Annotated in this window: 17 protein-coding genes and 1 pseudogene; 13 read left to right on the top strand and 5 right to left on the bottom strand. The window is 61.7% G+C overall.

All coding sequences use genetic code 11. The features are described from left to right. Nucleotides 1-282 precede the first annotated feature (282 nt). From ACZYTC_RS13620 to ACZYTC_RS13595, 6 genes and pseudogenes are all read left to right on the top strand, one after another. Complete coding sequence (locus tag ACZYTC_RS13620) at nucleotides 283-2,601, top strand: FdhF/YdeP family oxidoreductase (protein ID WP_488989810.1); 2,319 nt, start codon at nucleotides 283-285, stop codon at nucleotides 2,599-2,601. Then, nucleotides 2,598-2,888, top strand: a complete 291-nt coding sequence (locus tag ACZYTC_RS13615) for a hypothetical protein (protein ID WP_434955559.1) — start codon at nucleotides 2,598-2,600, stop codon at nucleotides 2,886-2,888. Before ACZYTC_RS13620 ends, ACZYTC_RS13615 begins: the two co-directional genes overlap by 4 nt. Nucleotides 2,889-2,977: 89 nt before the next feature. After that, a complete protein-coding gene (locus ACZYTC_RS13610) occupies nucleotides 2,978-4,201 on the top strand; it encodes a multidrug effflux MFS transporter (RefSeq protein WP_488989809.1) in 1,224 nt (407 codons plus the stop codon). Nucleotides 4,202-5,074: 873 nt separating this feature from the next. Next, the gene (locus ACZYTC_RS13605) at nucleotides 5,075-6,133 is read left to right on the top strand and encodes a methyltransferase (RefSeq protein WP_488989808.1); all 1,059 of its coding nucleotides are present in this window, start codon (nucleotides 5,075-5,077) and stop codon (nucleotides 6,131-6,133) included. A gap of 344 nt (nucleotides 6,134-6,477) precedes the next feature. After that, nucleotides 6,478-6,741: pseudogene (locus tag ACZYTC_RS13600) on the top strand (general stress protein); the annotation flags it as partial. A gap of 204 nt (nucleotides 6,742-6,945) precedes the next feature. Next, on the top strand, nucleotides 6,946-7,134 hold the full coding sequence (locus tag ACZYTC_RS13595) for a DUF2171 domain-containing protein (RefSeq protein ID WP_441774447.1): 189 nt from the start codon (nucleotides 6,946-6,948) through the stop codon (nucleotides 7,132-7,134). Nucleotides 7,135-7,202: 68 nt separating this feature from the next. Here ACZYTC_RS13595 and ACZYTC_RS13590 read toward each other — a convergent pair whose 3' ends face one another. Continuing rightward, nucleotides 7,203-7,616: a VOC family protein gene (locus ACZYTC_RS13590; RefSeq protein WP_434955563.1), complete on the bottom strand. Its 414-nt coding sequence runs from the start codon at nucleotides 7,614-7,616 to the stop codon at nucleotides 7,203-7,205. Nucleotides 7,617-7,827: 211 nt separating this feature from the next. On the opposite strand from ACZYTC_RS13590, the gene ACZYTC_RS13585 reads away from it, so the two are divergent. Beyond that, nucleotides 7,828-8,532, top strand: a complete 705-nt coding sequence (locus ACZYTC_RS13585) for a DUF6882 domain-containing protein (protein ID WP_488989807.1) — start codon at nucleotides 7,828-7,830, stop codon at nucleotides 8,530-8,532. Between the two features lie 97 nt (nucleotides 8,533-8,629). Here ACZYTC_RS13585 and ACZYTC_RS13580 read toward each other — a convergent pair whose 3' ends face one another. Beyond that, entirely contained in the window at nucleotides 8,630-8,905 is a 276-nt protein-coding gene (locus tag ACZYTC_RS13580; protein WP_434955565.1) for a DUF4242 domain-containing protein, read from the bottom strand. A 147-nt stretch (nucleotides 8,906-9,052) separates the two neighbouring features. Here ACZYTC_RS13580 and ACZYTC_RS13575 point away from each other — a divergent pair, with 147 nt between their 5' ends. Continuing rightward, nucleotides 9,053-9,973 (top strand): LysR family transcriptional regulator, encoded by a 921-nt coding sequence (locus tag ACZYTC_RS13575; RefSeq protein WP_488989806.1) that lies wholly within the window; start codon nucleotides 9,053-9,055, stop codon nucleotides 9,971-9,973. A 144-nt stretch (nucleotides 9,974-10,117) separates the two neighbouring features. After that, nucleotides 10,118-10,357: a hypothetical protein gene (locus ACZYTC_RS13570; protein WP_441774597.1), complete on the top strand. Its 240-nt coding sequence runs from the start codon at nucleotides 10,118-10,120 to the stop codon at nucleotides 10,355-10,357. Nucleotides 10,358-10,414: 57 nt separating this feature from the next. Here the strand turns inward: ACZYTC_RS13570 and ACZYTC_RS13565 are convergent, their stop codons facing one another. Then, the gene (locus ACZYTC_RS13565; protein ID WP_488989805.1) at nucleotides 10,415-12,412 is read right to left on the bottom strand and encodes a peptidoglycan-binding domain-containing protein; all 1,998 of its coding nucleotides are present in this window, start codon (nucleotides 12,410-12,412) and stop codon (nucleotides 10,415-10,417) included. A 454-nt stretch (nucleotides 12,413-12,866) separates the two neighbouring features. Between ACZYTC_RS13565 and ACZYTC_RS13560 the strand changes: the two genes are divergently transcribed. The 3 genes from ACZYTC_RS13560 (at nucleotide 12,867) to ACZYTC_RS13550 (ending at nucleotide 15,476) form a co-directional block, all read left to right on the top strand. Beyond that, nucleotides 12,867-13,619, top strand: a complete 753-nt coding sequence (locus ACZYTC_RS13560; RefSeq protein WP_488989804.1) for a hypothetical protein — start codon at nucleotides 12,867-12,869, stop codon at nucleotides 13,617-13,619. A gap of 210 nt (nucleotides 13,620-13,829) precedes the next feature. Further along, the gene (locus ACZYTC_RS13555) at nucleotides 13,830-14,771 is read left to right on the top strand and encodes a T6SS effector amidase Tae4 family protein (RefSeq protein ID WP_441774594.1); all 942 of its coding nucleotides are present in this window, start codon (nucleotides 13,830-13,832) and stop codon (nucleotides 14,769-14,771) included. A 243-nt stretch (nucleotides 14,772-15,014) separates the two neighbouring features. Beyond that, nucleotides 15,015-15,476, top strand: a complete 462-nt coding sequence (locus ACZYTC_RS13550; RefSeq protein ID WP_488989803.1) for a hypothetical protein — start codon at nucleotides 15,015-15,017, stop codon at nucleotides 15,474-15,476. 126 nt (nucleotides 15,477-15,602) lie between these two features. Here the strand turns inward: ACZYTC_RS13550 and ACZYTC_RS13545 are convergent, their stop codons facing one another. After that, on the bottom strand, nucleotides 15,603-16,133 hold the full coding sequence (locus ACZYTC_RS13545; RefSeq protein WP_481274103.1) for a DUF3455 domain-containing protein: 531 nt from the start codon (nucleotides 16,131-16,133) through the stop codon (nucleotides 15,603-15,605). 176 nt (nucleotides 16,134-16,309) lie between these two features. Next, the gene (locus tag ACZYTC_RS13540) at nucleotides 16,310-16,840 is read right to left on the bottom strand and encodes a T6SS effector amidase Tae4 family protein (RefSeq protein WP_434955573.1); all 531 of its coding nucleotides are present in this window, start codon (nucleotides 16,838-16,840) and stop codon (nucleotides 16,310-16,312) included. A 499-nt stretch (nucleotides 16,841-17,339) separates the two neighbouring features. Between ACZYTC_RS13540 and ACZYTC_RS13535 the strand changes: the two genes are divergently transcribed. Next, a complete protein-coding gene (locus tag ACZYTC_RS13535) occupies nucleotides 17,340-18,470 on the top strand; it encodes a hypothetical protein (RefSeq protein WP_488989802.1) in 1,131 nt (376 codons plus the stop codon). Nucleotides 18,471-18,514: the final 44 nt, after the last annotated feature.

Below are 18,514 nucleotides of genomic sequence, written 5' to 3'. Positions count from 1 at the left end.
ATACATGCAGATCTGCTTTAGGGAATGAGAGTTGATGCCTTTGAAATGGGCACGAAGCGCGTTTTCGCATCGCCGATGCGTCTATAGCGACATGTTATTGCGCAGTATGACTGGGAATGACCCATGTCACGCAGTTTGTAATTCGTATAAATATGAACAAGACTGCATATAAATACTGAATGGGGGCAATATCCTATCGCACGATAGAATATTTCGATTTGATAAAACTGGCTATCGTCCATATGTCGCGAGGGCAGTTTTTCAGATCGTTGCGAGCCCTCCATGAACGAGACCACGAAGACCGAGACAGCCAAGACCGGACTTCGCAAGGCGGCCGCCGGTGGCTGGGGAGCGCTCAAGAGCTGCGGCCGGCATCTGTTGGCGAGTGGTTCGCCGCTGACGGGCGCGCGCACCATGCTGAAGGCGAACCAGCCCGATGGTTTCGACTGCCCGGGCTGCGCCTGGGGTGATCCCGAGCATGGTTCCTCCTTCGAGTTCTGCGAGAACGGCGTCAAGGCCGTGGCCTGGGAAGCGACCGACAAGCGCACCACGCCGGTGTTCTTCCGAGAGCATACGCTCGCCGAGCTGAGCCGCTGGAGCGATTACGAACTGGAAGCCCAGGGCCGGCTGACCCATCCGATGCGCTATGACCAGGCCAGCGACCGCTACGAGGCGATCGCCTGGGAGGAGGCCTTCCAAGAGATCGGCGCCCATCTCAATGCACTGGCCAATCCTGATCAGGCCGAGTTCTATACGTCGGGCCGGGCCAGCAACGAGGCCGCCTTCCTCTACCAGCTCTTCGTACGGTTCTACGGCACCAACAATTTCCCGGACTGCTCAAACATGTGCCACGAGGCCAGCGGCGTTGCCTTGCGCCAGGCCATCGGCGTCGGCAAAGGCACGGTGTTGCTCGAGGATTTCGAGGAGGCGGATGCCATCTTCGTCGTCGGCCAGAACCCTGGCACCAACCATCCCCGCATGCTCGGCGACCTCAGGCGCGCAGCGACGCGCGGGGCCCGCGTAGTGGTATTCAACCCGATGCGCGAGCGGGGCCTCGAACGCTTCGCCGACCCACAGGACAAGCTCGAAATGCTGCGTGGCGGCTCCAAACCCGTCGCCAGCGACTATTTCCAGCCGCGCCTCGGCGGGGACATGGCTGCCTTCCGCGGCATGGCCAAGACCGTCTTCGCCCGCGATGATGCCGAGCGCGCCGCTGGCCGGCCGACCCTGTTGGACGAAACCTTCCTGGCCGAGCACACCCAGGGCCTTGCCGCCTACCGCGCCGCCGTCGAGGCCACGAGCTGGGAAGAGATCGAGGACCAGTCGGGCCTGACGCAGGTCGAGATCGAGACGGCCGCCGACATCTACCTGTCGGCCGAGAAGGTGATCTGCACCTGGGCCATGGGCGTGACGCAGCATCTCCATTCGGTTGCGACCATCCGGGAGATCACCAACTTCCTACTGCTGCGCGGCCATGTCGGCCGTCCCGGCGCGGGGCTGTGCCCGGTGCGCGGGCACTCCAATGTGCAGGGGGACCGCACCGTCGGCATCAACGAGAAGCCACCGGCCGCCTTTCTCGACGCGCTCGCCCGCGAGTTCGACTTCGAGCCACCGCGCGCCGATGGCCACAACGTGCTTGCCGCCATCGGCGCCATGCTCGACGGCAGTGCCAAGGCTTTCATCGGTCTCGGTGGCAATTTCGCCCGCGCCACGCCGGACTCGCCCCTGGTGGAAAAGGCGCTCCGGGCCTGCGACCTCACCGTCCACATCGCCACCAAGCTCAACCATTCGCATCTGATGCCGGGGCGCGCCGCCTATCTATTGCCCTGCCTCGGCCGCACAGAGGTCGACCGCAACAGCGCGGGCAAGATCCAGATCGTTACGGTCGAGGATTCGATGAGCATGGTGCACGGCTCGGGTGGCATCAACCCGCCGGCCTCCAAGGAGCTGCGCTCGGAAGTCGCGATCGTCGCCGGCATCGCCGCCGCGACCGTCGGCTCGGACAAGGTCGATTGGGCAGCGCTTGCCGACAATCACGATTTGATCCGCGACAGGATCGCCCGCACCATTCCCGGCTTCGAGGACTACAATGCGCGGGTGCGTAAGCCGCGTGGCTTCCATCTGCGCAATGCCGCCGCCGAGCGCGAGTGGAATACGCCGACCGGCCGCGCCAATTTCGCTGCCGTCCCATTGCCGGAGGCGACAGCCTTCCAGCAGGCTCGCGGGCGCCAAGGCGTCTTCGTATTACAGACCTTCCGCTCGCACGACCAGTACAACACCACGATCTACGGCCATGATGACCGCTATCGCGGCATCAAGGGCGAGCGCCGGGTCGTCTTCATCCATCCCGACGACATCACCGCCATCGGTGCCGTGCCCGGCGAGATCATCGATCTGGTCGGCGAGCATGACGATGGCATCATTCGTGTCGCCGAGAATTTCCGGCTGGTCTCCTACGACATTCCGCGCGGCTGCATTGCGGGCTACTACCCCGAGGCGAACGTGCTGGTGCCGCTGTCGAGCGCCGGCGAGGAAAGCGACACGCCGACCTCCAAATCGGTGCTGGTTTCCCTGAGGAGCCGGGTGATGGTGGCCGCATGAGCCAAGAAGAAGAGGATTTGATGGCGACGATCGAGGCAATCCGCCGGCTCGACCCGCGTCTTTCGCCTCTCGATGGCGTCATCCTCGCCGCCGTGACCCTGGACATCGCCGACGATACAAGCAGCTTCGCGCGACTGTTCGAGGTGGAGCACGCCTTGGTGATCCGCGCCGCACATGACCTCACCGAGGAAGGACGCTGGCTCGACGTGGTGGAACGCCAGGCGCGGACGCAGCGCACCAAGGTGGCGATCAGCGAAGCGGGCAGGGCGCGGCTGGCCGGACTGTAAAGGCGCCGATGGACGCTGCCGGTCCGCCGCCAAGCCCTATCGGCGCCCCCTGGAATCATCCTATGAAAGCAGTTCATAGGAATCCCATCATGACCGACACGACAAGCCACGAGCCCGTGGTGGGCAAGCTCGGGCGCACGGAATTCATCGTGCTGGTGGCCAGCCTCGTTGCCGTCAACGCCTTCGCGATCGACATCATGCTGCCCGGCCTGCAGCAGATCGGCGCCAGCCTCGGCGAGCCCGATCCCAACCGGCGGCAATTGGTGATTCCAGCCTATCTGCTCGGCTTCGGCCTGCTGCAGCTCGTGTTCGGGCCGCTCTCCGACCGGTTTGGCCGGCGCGGACCGCTGTTGGTCGGGCTCTCCATCTATTGTGTAGCGGCCTTGTGCGCCTTCTTCACCTCGAACTTCAATGCCCTGGTGGCCCTGCGCTTCATCCAGGGCAGCGGCGCGGCAGCCTCCGCCGTAATCTCTACCGCGCTGGTGCGCGACGTCTTCGCCGGCAACCAGATGGCCAGGATCATGTCGCTGGTGTTCACCGTGCTGATGCTCTCGCCCATCCTCGCGCCCTCGCTCGGCCAGGGCCTGATGACGGTGATGGACTGGCGCGGCCTGTTCGGCTTCATGGCCGGGTGGGGGGTGATCGTCATCGCCTGGGTGTGGTGGCGCCTGCCAGAGACGCTGCAGCCCGAACACAAGCGCCCGCTCGGCTTCGGCGCCGTGATCGAAGGCTTCGGCATCGTCTTCGCCAACCGGGTCTCGCTCGCCTATATCATCGGCATGGCGGCGTTGTTCGGCGCGCTGATGGGCTTTCTCAATTCCTCCCAGCAGATCTATCGCGATGTCTTCGGTGTCGAGGCGATGTTTCCGCTGTTCTTCGCGGGCGGCGCGGCCTGCTCGGCGCTGGGCGGCATGGTGAATGCGCAACTGGTCAACCGCTACGGCATGCAGCTCCTGTCCTGGCTCGCGCTCATGGTGTTCGGCGCGGCGGCCCTGGCCATCCTCGTCGCCGCCTTGCTGCAGGCGCTGCCGCTCTGGCTGTTCTTCGGGCTCAGCGCGGTACAGTTCCTGGTCTTCAGCATGATCCTGTCGAATTTCGGCGCCCTGGCCATGGAGCCGCTCGGCGAGGTGGCGGGCACCGCGGCTTCGACCCAGGGCTTCCTGCAGATGGTGCCCGGCGCTGCCATCGGCATCCTGATCGGCCAGGTGTTCGACGGTACAGTGATCCCCCTCGCCATCGGCTATGTCGCCATGGTCGCGCTGACAGCGGCCTGCGTGACGCTGATGGCGGGGAAGGGGCGCATCACGGGCTGACTTGCAAGCCAAACCACCGCGTCAACATTGTCATGGAAGGACGATGTTCTTCGACGGATTTCGAGGCGCGAAGAGATGGACTCCGTAGATTATCGCTGCCGCATCGTTCTTGCCGAAAATCCGCACCCAGTTTTCGGTGCGATGCGCTTGAGATAACCTTACGGCAATAAAAAAGGGAGGTCCGAAAACCTCCCTTAGATTTCAAGTTTTATCTGGTCATCAAGGTCGAAAGTCGCACTGGTCTCTACCTGAGGCGGTAATGACGCTGACGATTGACATCCCCGACTTCCATTCTTCCCTGTATTAGGGCTGTTGATCAGGAAGACTATACCCACTTTTCGCAATGTCAACCGGATTGAGGGAGTACATCCAAGTAGTATTGCGGAAAATAATATTTCATAAGGGTGGTTCAGTAATTTTTGTTCGTACGCTAACGGTTTTTCCCTCCGCGTTTCCTGGCTTAGAACGGGAACGCGCTAGGGCTATTCGTAGCCAGAGCTTCGAGCCCACTTTGGAGCAGGCGGACTGGCGGAAGAGAGACGGTGTCCTCCGCGATTGCCGTAGAGAACCCCGAGGTAACGGAAGGCTTTGGCCAAGCAGAATTGCCCGGAGAGATCCATCCGTGGGCCTCGCCGGGAAATTCTGCAAGCGTTTGATATCGTGCAGATTCCTCTTGATCGTGCCTGTGGCTCGAACAAGGGGAACGTGCTTGGGGTGAAGCGTTGCCCGCGACGCTTCTGTGCCGGGCGCGCTCGGCGGAGGCCGGTCATGCGGCGGTATGATTCAACTTCATCATTCCCGTGCGAGGCATCGATGGTCATGCTATTTTAGGTTGCAGACTTGGTCCATTACAAGCCGCTCGGGAGAGGTGCCATGGACGACAAGACGCGCCCAGCTTCAGTCCAGCAGATTTCTCCGACGGTCCAGGAACCTCCCCCGCATGTCAAGCTGATCCAGATCGCGATGGGCAGCTGGGTTGCGCGCATGGTCTGGGCGGCGGCGAAACTGGGCCTCGCCGATCAGTTCGCCGCCGGCCCGCGCAGCGCCGACGAATTGGCAAGTCCGCTCGGCCTCCACGCGCCCTCGCTGCACCGCTTCATGCGCTGCCTTGCCAGCCTGGGTGTCCTCGGCGAACATCCTGGCCAGCGCTTCGCTCTGACGGAGCTGGGCGAGGCGCTCAAGACCGGCGCGCCGGGCGCGGCCAGGGCCACGGTGCTGACCTTCGGCAGTTCCTGGTTCTTTGGATCCCTCGATGAGATCATCTATTCGCTGCAGACCGGCAAGACCGCCTTCGAGAAAGTACATGGCATGCCGGTTTTCGACTATCTCGGGCGGCACCCGGACGAAGCCTCCCTGTTCAGCGAGACGATGGTCGGCGTGCATGGCCAGGAGCCGGCGGCCGTCGCCGCAGCCTATGATTTCTCGCCCTTCCGCACCGTGGTCGACGTGGGCGGGGCCACCGGCAATTTGCTCGCGGCGATCCTGGCCCAACATGCGGGGCCACGCGGCGTCCTGTTCGACCGGCCCTATGTGGTGGCCGAGGCGCCGGCCCTGCTGGAGGCGCGCGGCGTGAGGGCGCGCGTGACGATCGAGGCCGGCGATTTCTTCGAGACGGTGCCCGTGGGAGGCGATGCCTATGTGCTCTCCCACGTCATCCATGACTGGAGCGAGGCGCAGTGCCTGGCCATTCTTGCCCATGTCCACAAGGCCATGCAGCCCGACGGGCGGCTCCTGCTCGTCGAGATGGTGCTGCCCGCCGGCGATGCTCCCCATCCCGGCAAGCTGCTCGACATGGTGATGCTGACACTGCCCGGCGGCCAGGAGCGCACGGAAGAGGAATACCGGCAGCTTCTCGCCAAGGCCGGGTTCCGTCTGACGCGGGTGGTGCCGACCGAGTCGGCCGTGGGCGTGGTGGAGGCGGTGCGGGCGTAGGGAGGGTGTGATCCCGGCCATTTTGCAGCTGCAGCAGCGACCGGTGATGCACCGAATGTTGCAGCGATAGTCTCGTCATCGGGAGTACGATGTCGGCCAAAACCGGACCGCAAGTGGAGGATTCCGGCTCTCCACCCACCATTTGCCGTCACCGATTTGCGCTTTTTATGGAACGCATGCGCTGCTCAGGCATTGTCATAGTGGAACGTCCTGTCACCCCAGAGCAAAGCGCGTTCATGCCTGAACGCTTGTTTGCTCTGGTTCCTTGTTTCGACGCGTCTTTGCGATTCCGGGCGATTCCGTCTCATCGCAAAACGCTTTAGGCCCGTGGACTCCACGGGCGGATGCAAAGGAAGTCTGCCATGACCGAGATCATCACCGGTTTCTACGACAATCGATCCGACGCGCAAGCCGCGCTCGAGCAATTGCTGGCGGCCGGGTTTGCCCGCGACCAGATCACGCTCAACGCCAAAGACGAGAATTCCGACTATGTCCGGGAGGAAGACAGCGCCTCCTACGATCACCGGCGTGACGAAGGCGGCTTCTGGGCGATGCTCAAGCACTTCTTCTTTCCAGACGAACGGCGCTATCTCTACACCGAGGGCATGAGCCGCGGCGGCACGCTGCTCACGGTCGAGGCCGAAAGCCACCAGATCGAAACCGCCAGGATGATCCTGGAGGAATACGGTTCGATTGACCTGCCGGCGCGGGCCGAGACATGGCGCCAGAGCGGCTGGCCGGGTTTCGCTGCGGTGGCCCCGGACGGCGTGCTGCTCGCCCCCGAACCGGGCGGGGGTAACATTCGCGAGAACATGGAGGTCATCACCGCCGATGGCGTGAATATCGGCACGGTCGACGATCTCGGCGACGACCAGATCCGGCTCGCCAAGAACACCTCGCCCGACGGCGTGCATCATTTCGTGCCGCTGGACTGGGTCGACCACGTCGACGAGCAAGTGCATCTCAAACGCAAGGCGCCGGAGGTGCAGGCGGTCTGGTAGGCCGTTTGGTCAGTGATGCGTGACGACGGGCGCCGGATCGGGCGCCCGTTGCATTTGGTATGGCCAGTCTATCGCGCGAACACGCCGTCGAAATCCTTGAAGCCCTTGATCTCGATCGGATTTCCGCTCGGGTCGCGGAAGAACATTGTGCGCTGCTCGCCGGGTTCGCCCTGGAAGCGGATCACCGGCGGGATCTCGAAGGCGATGCCGGCCTTCTCCAACCGGGCGGCCAGGTCCAGCCAGGCATCGAGGGGCAGGATCACGCCCAGATGCGGCATCGGCACCAAATGATCGCCGACCTTGCCGGTCCGGCTGGTGGCGAAGGGCGTGCCCAGATGCAGCGAAATCTGGTGGCCGAAAAAGTCGAAATCCACCCAGCTCTGGGTGCTGCGTCCTTCCTCGCAACCGAGCACGTCGCCATAGAAGTGGCGGGCCTGGTCGAGATCGATGACGTGATAGGCAAGGTGGAACAGCGAGCGCATGGCCGGTCTCCGCGGTGGCCGGGCGAGGGTAGCTGAAAAGCGGGCGGCGATTCAACGCCGCGGGCCGGGTGCGGCGAACTTCAGGGCGGGACGATGCGGCGGCAATGTTCCCTTGGACATTGCCTCGTCGTATCTCCGGTGCAGAAATGCGGTGTCGCGATTCATCCCGATCGGCAGTCGGGCATTCACGCGGCAATCCGGGACGGTAACCATGGCCCCTACCTTGAACGACCTGTTTTCCGCGGAAGCCGGCTCGGCATTCGCCCGGCAATTGGCGCTCGGTGACCTGATCGGCGACCGCTCGTGGGACGTCGACATCGGGCAGGGAAAGATCTCGTTCGGCAGCGATCTCGCCTTTCCGATCCAGGTTCTCGGGACTAGCGCGGAGCAGGACAATAGCTGGCTGTGGGGCTGGGCCAACCACCAGAGCGGCCTGCCGGCCTCCGTTCTCGAGGCCTGCACGCGGATCAAGGAGATCGGCGATCAGCGCGGCATCAGGGAGTTCGTCGAACCGAAATTCGGGCTCGGCACCATCACCGATCACATGCTCGCCATGCTGTGCGGGGCACTGGTAGACAGATCCTGCTACTACCGGGCTCCCTATCAGGACGGCGCACTCTTCCTTCTGCTCGAGAAGCTGCCTGCTTCGATCCGTGCACCGGTGGCGGCCGAGCGGGTGAACACGGTGCTGATGCAGGTCGTCAGCAATTTCGAGGTCGATCATCGCGCGATGGCGGAGAGCTTCCTGCGCCAGCAGGGGTTCACGGTCAAAGCGGAGCCCGCGATGATATCCGCGACGCGCGAGGCGGATGGCGCCGAGGTCAGGCTTGCCTTCGATGCGCAGCAGCGGATCGCCAAGGTCGAGGGCGTCATCAAGCCCCGTGAGGTGAAGAAGCCCTGGTGGAAGCCATGGTGAGCGGCGGGGACGGTTTTGCCGAGTTTCGAAAATACCAGCGCCGAAGCAAGCGGCTTTTTCGGCGGGCCGCTTGCTTCAATCCTGCCAAGCAAGGCGTTCAGTTGTTCGCGGTCAACGGATCGATGATCTGTGAAACCTCGGTGATCTTCGTGAACGGAATGCCGCTGAGCTCACTGTGCCTTTTGATCTCTTCCTCGCTCTCGGCCAGGTAGATGCAGAAGGTCTTTTCGCCGGCAACATAGGAATGCTGCCATTGGACACGGGGGCCGATCGTCGCGAGCGCCTGGTTCGAAGCGCGGGCCGCACCGCAGAGTTCGGTTACCGAGAACGACCCTATGCCCGGAATGTCGCGTTCAATCACATAGCGTTTCATGTCTGTTTCCTCGCTGTTGGGGGGCTTATTTCCCAGCAACGATGCGCCTTTGCCAGGGAGACGGGAAGCGCCAATTTCTTTTGCCTGATAAAGAAAATCTTTAGTAAGAAGGCTTGTTCTTTTGTCGTCTAAAGATAATCTTTAGCAATGGCCGCCACCACGCATCTCAAGTCGCTGCAGGCGCTCGAATTGGCGATCAGGTCCGGTTCACTCAAGGCGGCGGCGGATCGCCTGGGCATCACGCCGGCCGCGGTGGGCCAGCGCATTCGGGCGCTGGAGGATTATCTAGGGGCCGACCTCTTGATGCGGGGGCGCTCGGGACTGCAGCCAACCCCCGAACTCAGCCATGCGCTGGGTGATCTGCATGTGGCGTTCGCGGCGCTGGAGCGTGTGACCGAAACGCTGGATTTCCAACGCGTCAGCGAAATCCAGATCGTGGCGGACACGGATTGGGCCGAGCTTTGGCTGGCGCCACGCCTGCCCGCATTTCGGCAGGACCATCCGAACATCTTGTTCTGTATCAATGGAGCCGGCGATGTGCCGCTCAGGCTCGGGGCGCCAGATGTGCGCGTCGGCTATGGCAATGGGCGCGACGAGCCCTTGTTCAGCGATGTCTTTCTGCCCTTCTCGGGGCCGGACAATCTGCGCCGCATCGCCGGCCGGGATCCGAGCATACAGATGGAGGGCATGCCGCTCCTGCATCTGAAAGCGCAGCTGGAGGAATCGGGGCCGCCTGGATGGGTGGAATGGTTTCAGGCATTCGGACATCGCGAGAGTGGTCCGGATCGTGGCGTGCGCTATCAACACATGCGACTGGCCCTGGAGGCGGTGCGCCAGAACGTGGGGTTTCTGGTCTGTGGCCTGTCCCTGGTCCAGCGCGACCTGGAAGAGGGGCTCGTCGTCAATCCTTTTGCGATGTCGCAACATCTGATTGCCCCACATCCCTATCGGCTGAAGCTTCGCCAGGATATCGACAAGCGGCCGCAACTTCAGAGCTTCGCGGCATGGCTGCGCAACGAGGCGAGCGAGACCCGGAAGTATATCGAAAAGACGGTCGCGCAGGCCTGAGACCGGGCCAAGGCATTGCGGTGACAGCCCAGTGAATATGCTACTATGCCGGCAAACAGTGCGGGCCATCAGGCCTCGCAAGCGAGCCGGAACCTCAATCGGGTAAACTGTCACCGCAATCATAATCATCCTGGGAAAGCGCTCATGTCAGCTCATATCTTCGACATCGTTTCGAAATCCCGCACCGAGGTGGTGATCGCCCATCATGAGGAGGGGCATTCCTATAGGTTCAGCGTGGCGAAGAGCACCGCGGGCAAGCGTGTGCTGGCCGACACTGTGCATTCGGTCGCCGGGCTGGCCGCCAAGCACCCGCCCGAATGGTACGCCGCCAGCGCCCGCGCCTTTGCCACCACGGTGGCGCATCGGGCGCATGCGATCGATTGAGGGCAAAGCAAGGGTGGTGTCGGGATGATCGGTTAGGCCCACCGATCAAATCCGCTCTCACCCGACTTGCAGCACCTTGTCGCCCGGCATGATGGCGGACACGAATTTATAGCCGCGGTTCACGCCATAGCGCGGATCGGCCTTGATCAGCGCCATGAACTGGCGGTGGCCGTTCTTGGTGCGGCCGACGAGGCAGCCGGCGCTGGTGCGGCCGAGATCGCCCTGCGGCGCGTCATAGCCCCAATGCTGGTTGATGGCGAAAAGGCCGGTGTCGAGGCGATCGCCGGTGCGCTGGAAGTCCTTGTTGAGGTCCCTGAAGACGCTGAGGGGCTCTGCCTGGACGAGGGCCTCATGGGCCGACGGAGAGCCGGCATGGTGGGTGCCGACGACCCAGGCCTTGTACTGGTTGAAGGCGATCCTGGCCGCCCCGCCGGGGTTCATCGGATGAACGGTCCAGAAATCGCCCGGCTCGGTGGTGCCTTCCCAGAGCGCGTCCTTGAAATCGGGGCGGCCGTTCCTGTCGATGGCGAAGACGATCCGGAGGTCGTTGAAGACATTGTGCCTGTCGTCGTTCAGCGTGCCGTCCGGGTTCAATCCTTCGAGATAGGCGATGTTCCGGCAGTCGGGATGGCGGCAGATGAAGTATTTCTGCGCCTTCATATAGGCGATGACCTTGTCGAACCAGGTTCCGGTCGTGGTGATCTCGGGCAGGAGCGCCGTCGGCTCGAGCAGCCGGCGGGCGATGGCGCTGCTGAAGCCGCCGCCAAGCGAGATACCGTTCAGGTCGCAGAATTCGCTGAGGGCCCAGAGCGAGACCGGGCCGAACTTGCCATCGGCGGGCGGATCGAGGAAGCCCAGTTCCGACAGCCGCCATTGGATCGCCGTGACCAGGCTGGTCTTGCCGCCGAGCTCGGCCACCGGGATGGTGGCGCCGTCGAATTGCGACAGCGAGGTCGTGCCGCCGCCCGTCGCCGCGGCGGTGCCGCTCTTCCGGAACTTGGCGGGCACGATATGGCCGTCGACATAGTCGGTCAGCCAGGCGCGGTAGGCTCGCGTGGTGTCGCCGCCGGCGGCATCGACATAGGCCTGCGCCTTGCCGCGCCCGATCTGGGTCACCAGGTCGCTGAAGGTGTAGGACCGCGTCTGCTTCAGGAAGGCCTGCGCGCCGCCGAGCCCTTCATGGTGGGCGATATAGATGAAGCGGGCCTTCTCGTCGTCGCCGATCTGGTCGTCAACAAGCCCTTCGGCGATCAGGGCGCTCAAATTGAACAGGCCATATTCGGCCGCCGACACGATTGCCAGCTCCGGATCGAAGCGCAGGTCGAGCACGGCCTGCTTCCGCGCGGCCACGATGTCGTTGGCGGCGCTGACGAAGCCCTTGGCCTTGCAGACCTGGTTCAGCAGCGTCTTCCTGTTGGTGGCATGCGAGGTCCAGGTGCTGTCGAGGAACTGCGTGAGCCCGGCCGCGCTGCTGGTGCCGGCCTTGGAGTTGGCGTTCCACTGGCCGCTCGGCAGTTTGGCCGCCTCGGCATCGATGAGGGCAGCGAGTGCGGCCGCGTCGATGTCGGTAATGCCATGGGCCTTGAGGAGGGGCGTGCGATAGACCTCGTTCGGCCCCAGGCTGAGCTCGTCGCCGGTATCGGAACCGGGCCCTTCGGCCTGCTGTTCGTCGGCGTCATCGGAGCCATCGGCCGGCAGGTCGTTGGTATCGATCCAGCCTTCGGCGGCGCTGCCGTCCTCCAGCCGGATCCGCACCTTCTTCCAGGGCGGCAGCTGGGCGCGTTCCTCGATGATGCTGCCCGTTACAGGCCTCGGCGTGCCCAGGGGCTCGTCATAGAGCTTGAACGCCGTCGCCTGCGCGATCTTCAGCATGTCGGCGTGGAGCCAGCCGAGATAGGTCTGCACCGCCTTATCGGTGAACGAGACCTTGGCCCAGCTCGAAAGCTCCCGCAGCTGCGAAACCCGGTCGCCCGCGGCGAGGCTGACGAGCGCAATGGAGGAATCGTCGGGATCCGGAAAAAGCGACGCCTTCGAAATCACGATGCAATCAGCCATGGCAGCCCCTCCCAACGAGCCAGCAGATCTCAGGCGGATAGGTATGGTCGCGCGGTTTTACTTCCGTGGTTCGCACTGCATCGCGGCGTGAAAAGGATTCAAGAATTCACGACAGGAAAAGGGATGCTTTCCGAAATCGATAGTCACAATAGACGCGTACGGATGCGATGCAGAGCGAGACCTTCTGCTACGAAGTCGCGTATTTCAGGCGTGGATAGTTCGCCGATAAGGTACGCACCGCGGGGCGATGTTTTCAATGACTGTTTTGGCGCTCCCGAGCGGCTTTTCACGGGGCTGTCACGGCTTCGGCCTTCAGTATGGTTCTGCAATCCTCAAAACCAGCGCCATGACAGGCCCGTGACCCGAGTTTCTGGCGAAATCGGCAAGTCGTGACCGTCATTTCAAATACTTCAATCCTGTGTAATTCCCAGGAAAGGAAGACGAGGAGGTAGGAATGGAATATGCAGCGTTGCTGTTTACCCTCCTCATTAGTCTCATCGGAGCGATCCTGGACAAGCCGCCTCTGTGGGCCAAATGCGCAATTATTTTCCTTATTCTGGCGTCATCCAGTGTCTCTGGATATAAAATCTGGAGAGACGACCAGGACAAGCAGGCCAAGCAACTGTTCGATACGGAAGTCGAGAGAAGAACGATTGCCTTGAGTATTTCCGATCTGAACGTCGTGCACCCTCAGATCCTTGGATGGCTGCAATCGAAAGGCTACACCGCGGGTACGGATTGCCGCACTTGGGGAGACGGCGTCCTCTGCGACGTTCAGGAGGTGCAGGGGAGGGACAAATGGGACCTGCCGCTGCGACGCACCGATCTCGCGGCTTTGTACCTGTACGCCTTGAAAACGAAACCTTCGCTTTCCCCGGAAGCTTTCATGTATCTGGATGCCCTATTCACGCGGGGCGGGCGCGCTGTCCCCTTGATGCAGCGAACGGATCTGCTGGATACAACCGCCATACTCGCGGCAAACAGCCTGTATGAGAGCTGCGGTTTCGGACCCAATGCGATGCGGGTGAGCGACAAGCTGGAATTTTTGTTGGATTACCAGCGGGACGCCGTCCTTCGCACCACCGTGCTGGCGCAGCCGGATCCGTCCTTGTGGGCAATGGACGAAGACCTTCCGAAGGTGTTCCATCGCCTGATCACCCAATACAGGCGGAGTGTCGCGGTGCAGGACAACCAATGCAAAAGCTGAGCTGGACCGGCGGCATTGCAGGGGATTTGGGCCGCATCCCGGGTTCAGCCGGTCAGCGGCCGCCGTAAATGAAATGCACCGTCGTCTCAACCGTCCGTAATCGTCGTAATTCGCGGTTCTAGCAAAGTTGAATTCCTGCGGGGGAAAACTACCGAGGCAGCGAATTCAACGCACAGGGTTGTTCGAAGATCAGGCTCGCGGAGAATTTCCATGGACAATTTTGTCGATATTCATGGCAAGCCAGTGCATCGGGTCGATCTGGCTGTGGGTGAAACTCGGATCGTCAGCCTGAAAAAGTTCGATTTGCAGCCCATGGTCGAAGTGGGGGTGATTGCACGGAACTCTGACATCGCCTTCAGCCAGCAATGCGTTCATCTGGGCGATGTGACCAAGAAGAAATATATCGACGTCTACGACATGGCGAAGGTCGCGGCTGATAATGTTCCGATCGAGTCTCACGGACGGTACTTTTTCCAGATTTGCGGCAAGTCCGCCGGTGATACCGAACTGGACGCCTTCTACTGGGTTTCCAAGGCAGGAAAGATGGGCGCCACTTATGCTCCGTCACTGCCCATCAGTGTCAAGGCGAACCCGAAGCTGCTCGTCTTGCCGGCTGCGCCCGGCCGGCATGTCGGCAGCTTTCAGGAGATGTGGAACAACCATCCGATGAGCCCGACAAACGGGGCCGTGCACTATCCCTGCAACAAGGGCGAGGCTCCGCTGCGCAATATGCAGTGTTTCGTCCGGCTCTGCGAGGCCCTGCATCTGAGCGGGGTGTCGTTCAAGGGGTGTTGGGGCTCGTCATGCCAGCTTCCCGGTGCCGATCACCGGCATCATTTTTCGAACCCCTACGATTTCCCAACCTGGTCCTGGGCCAAGGGGAAGGCCTATGTCTGGGAGGCAAAGCCCCCATTCTCGCCCGAACCGATGCCTGGCCTTGCCGCGTTCAAATTTGTCGAAGGCCGACAAGGCATCATCCTGTTCACGCATTATTTCAGCATCAAGGGGCAAACCTCGATGTGGGGCGGGCACATCGATTTGTGGAACAAGGATCGGATGGGCAACACCTACACCGACATGGACCCGATGCAGGGTGAATCGGCGTTTCTCAGGTCGAGAAAAATCAGCTTTTGGCCGCTGGTGGCGCTATAGGCCGGCAAGTGCGGACCGAAACCGATACTGGGTAAATTGTGCCGTAGTTCGCCATTGCACATTCCACGACATGGGGGGAGGGCAGGACCGGTAAACGGGTGATATGTGTCAATCGGGTATGTCGCGAAATAAAAGACGGTGAGCGCTGTCTCTATAGTTTCAATTTCGAGTAAAACATGGTGTGTTCGCTGGTGCTTTACCGTGGGGCTGGCGATGTTGCGGAAATTCATGTTGGTATTGGGGGTGTCGGCTTTGATTGCTGGCTGTGCGCCCCTGATAGGAGCGAATGCCAACAGCACGACGCCGCCGAGCGCGGAGACCAAGAAGAAATTCCAGGGCGGCACGACCAACATGTCGTTCGACGCCCATGGCACGCAGGTCGAGTTCCTGAGCAAGGACGGCCGGACCGCCCTCTGGTATCCCGGCAACGGTATCGTGCTGCAGGGCCGCTGGCGTCTCGTCGGTGCCGATCCGACCACCGGTTTCCAGGACAACATCTGCTTCCAATACGGCGCCAACACCTACAATCCGCTGACGCTCAACTATGGCGGCAACTGGGAATGCGAGGGGATCGCCCTCTATCAGGGGCATGTCGTCGAGCGCGTGGCGGGTGATCCTTTCGGCCTGGACAAGCGCGGGGCCGTGCCTTTCGTCCTACCACGGCAGCGCACGACCTTCGCGGAACTGCTGAAGCGGCGTTCCTGACGCCTCGTCACGCCTGGTTGAAATCGAGACGCCGAGTTGACCTGTCATCCCCGGCACAGCAGAAGGCCGTGGGGAGGGGATGACGCGCGCGGTTGCCCGTATCGGTCAGAGTTCACTGTCGCCAGCTTAGTTGGCCTTGGCGAAGAACGCGTAGGTCGCGGTGTAGGGCACGCCCACTTTCGTCCCGGTTCGCACGGGCGGCGCGGCGGGCGCGACGCCGCCATGGGTTGTGATACGCTGCACATAACCCACATTGCTCAGCACGCCGGCGGCCGGATCGGCCGTCACTTTGATGAGCAGCCAGGGGATATCGGCGCTGGCCTTCTTGGCCGGCACCGTCACCACCGGCGTATCCTTGTCGCGGACGATCTTGCTGCCATCGGCGGCTTCCCAGGAGGGGCCGGCATAATGATGCACGGCGCCTTGTTTCGCCGCCAGCTCCGCCACAGGAGCCTCGAGCACCCATTTGGGCGCTGCGCCGGCTTCCGCCGCGCTGGTATAGACCTGCAGGCCCTTGGCCTTGGCGGTGAAGGCCAGTGTGTAGCCGGCGGGCGGCTGCAACGTGGCCGGCACGGCCTCTGCTGCGTTTGCAGCCTGCGTTCCTCCGGCAAGCAGCATCGCCGCGGCGACGAATGCGTGGGTTCTTTGCATAAGCATCACTGTCTCCTGGCCCGATCCCGGGCTGGTGCATGTCGCGGCCACGGTAACATGGCACGGCCCCATGGGGGCGGCAACACTGTGGGGAACACAGGCCGGAGCTGGACTGCACCCCATATGTGAGACAGCAAAATACGTAAACTATCACCGTAGTTGGTAATTGGGACCAGCCTCGTTTATGCGAAATCCCAGAACAATACTGTTTTGTTGCTGAAGATGCCCCCCTCACTCATACCCGCAGGGCTATTTGCACTTTGTTTTATAGTGCTCATGTTCCATAACTCGTTGTGAGCCCTGGGCCCAAGATGGGTTCTGGTATCGTAAAAAACCAATATCCCCCATCTGTCTGCCAAGTAAGCCTTCATATTGCTCAAGGACGGGTCGGCCATGTTTTTAATGTTTTCTCCAGGGAAAAATTCTCCCTCGAGAAAAAGATCTACTTCATCCGGAGCCCCAAAATAATAATCTCCGCTTTTTCCGCGAAAATTTGGCCGGCGATAGCTTCTTTCCGGAACTTTAATGCCTGCCGCATTTAATGCGTAACTTAACTGTATACAACACGACGTTGCGCCCGGCGCATACGCATGTATTCCGTCCATGACACCCGCAGCGTCCGGCGGAAGGCTGGTAAAATATGGGAAATTATCCCATATTTTATTAAAATCGAAGGAAATAAAGTTCACATCTCTTACTGTATCATCACTCATATTCGTCACCGTGAGCTGACTGAATCGTGATACTTCGGATTTTGCAAGTATGCGATCTAGCGCGGAATGGCAGGCGCAGCCGCGGATACTTTCGTGCCGGTTCGCTAGACTGACTTGTCGATGATACGATAGACATAACAAACCCATTAGTCAAAGCCGAATGAGTTGCTTGCTGCTCCAGTTTTCCCGCCGGAAATTATTGAAGAAATTCACGTGACGCAGGTTTTGGTCCTCTTTCGCGAGGGACGGGGGCCGGTCTCGGCTTCCAGTTGGGTTTACGGATTGGGGTGATCGTGCATTCATCGGGCGGGGCAACCTAAATGTCTTGAGAGACAGCTGAATGAATGCACCGTTGCCGTAACCACCAATTCCACGATGACCAGCAAGAGCGATATAGTGCATGAGGCGACGAAATCAGTAAAGCGCCACCGTAGTTCCAACCCCTTGTTTTGACAGCACCTCAGCTTTGCATGATGCTCGCGCGATTGGGGGGCGACGCATGCGGTGGTTCGTTGCCGGCTTGCTGATTTCGTCGAGCCTGGCCGGAGGCTGCCGGGCCGGCGATCTTCATGATGGTTTCGACAGCGGCAGCGCCGACCGAACGTTGTGGAGCTTCAGCAAGTTCGTCGGCGGCTATCCGTCCAGGCAGGTGCAACCGCTCTTCCCCGGCAGTGGCGGAACCGCGGGTGCCGTCTCGATCGTCACGACGGACGCCGACGGCGGCAATGATTGCCCGCTCGAGGAAATGCCGGCGGGCGGCTGCCAGCGTGCCGAATTGCAGGTCGCGAAGAGCGGAGCGCTCCCTTACGGCTCCGACAGCTGGTATGCGTTCAGCTTCCGTATCCGGGGGCAGGTCGCGGCCTCCGGTAGCCACCGCACGGTCATCGGCCAATGGAAGGGGCCTGGCAATGACAGCCCGTTCGTGGCGCAGCGCTACGATGACGGCATTTTTCATATTACCGTGGAAACGGCCAACGGGCGCTGCCTGGTTGCGACGGATCGCAACAATGTGGCCGAGGTGCTCGAGGCCCAGGGATTTCTCGCCTCCCTGGACGCGTCCGACGATCGGGTGCGCGAACAGGCTGTCGCGCTGATACGGGGCAAAATCGGGCAGCAGCGGCAGGCGGAGATTCTGACCGGCGTGATGCCGGCCAACGTACCCCTGCCGGCACCCTTGCCGGGCAAGGAGCTGGAGGACCGGCGCAGCGGGGAGAACCGTGCCGCCGATTACCTGCAAGGGCTCGCCTTCCTGTCCGCCCCGGAGAATTATCTCGGCTGTCGCCTGGTCCGCATCGAGCCGGTGTCGAACCGGCCGTTGCCGACGCCGAAGGATGCCTGGGTCGACATGGTCTATCATATCAGGGGGTCGCACGACGATCCGTCCGGCAGGCCTGTTGGAGCCCTGCTCGAAGTCTGGGCCGACGGCCGGAAGATCGTGCGTGTCAGCGGCGATTTCGGAACCCGGCCGCCCATCGATCTCAAGGCCGATCCGGGGATGCAATATGTCAAGCTCGGTCTCTATCGCCTCAGGCAGCCGGGGACGCTCAGCCTCGACCTCGACGAATTCTCCCAGGCCTCGGATCTGGTCGGGCTGCGGCTCGAGCACATGCATCCGTTGGAGACGCCGTGACAGGTGAATGACAAGTGCTGTGACGGTTTGACTTATGTGGGGTT

It is taken from the genome of Labrys sp. F242 (assembly GCF_057813875.1).
This window is presented reverse-complemented; position numbering and strand designations above follow the sequence as displayed.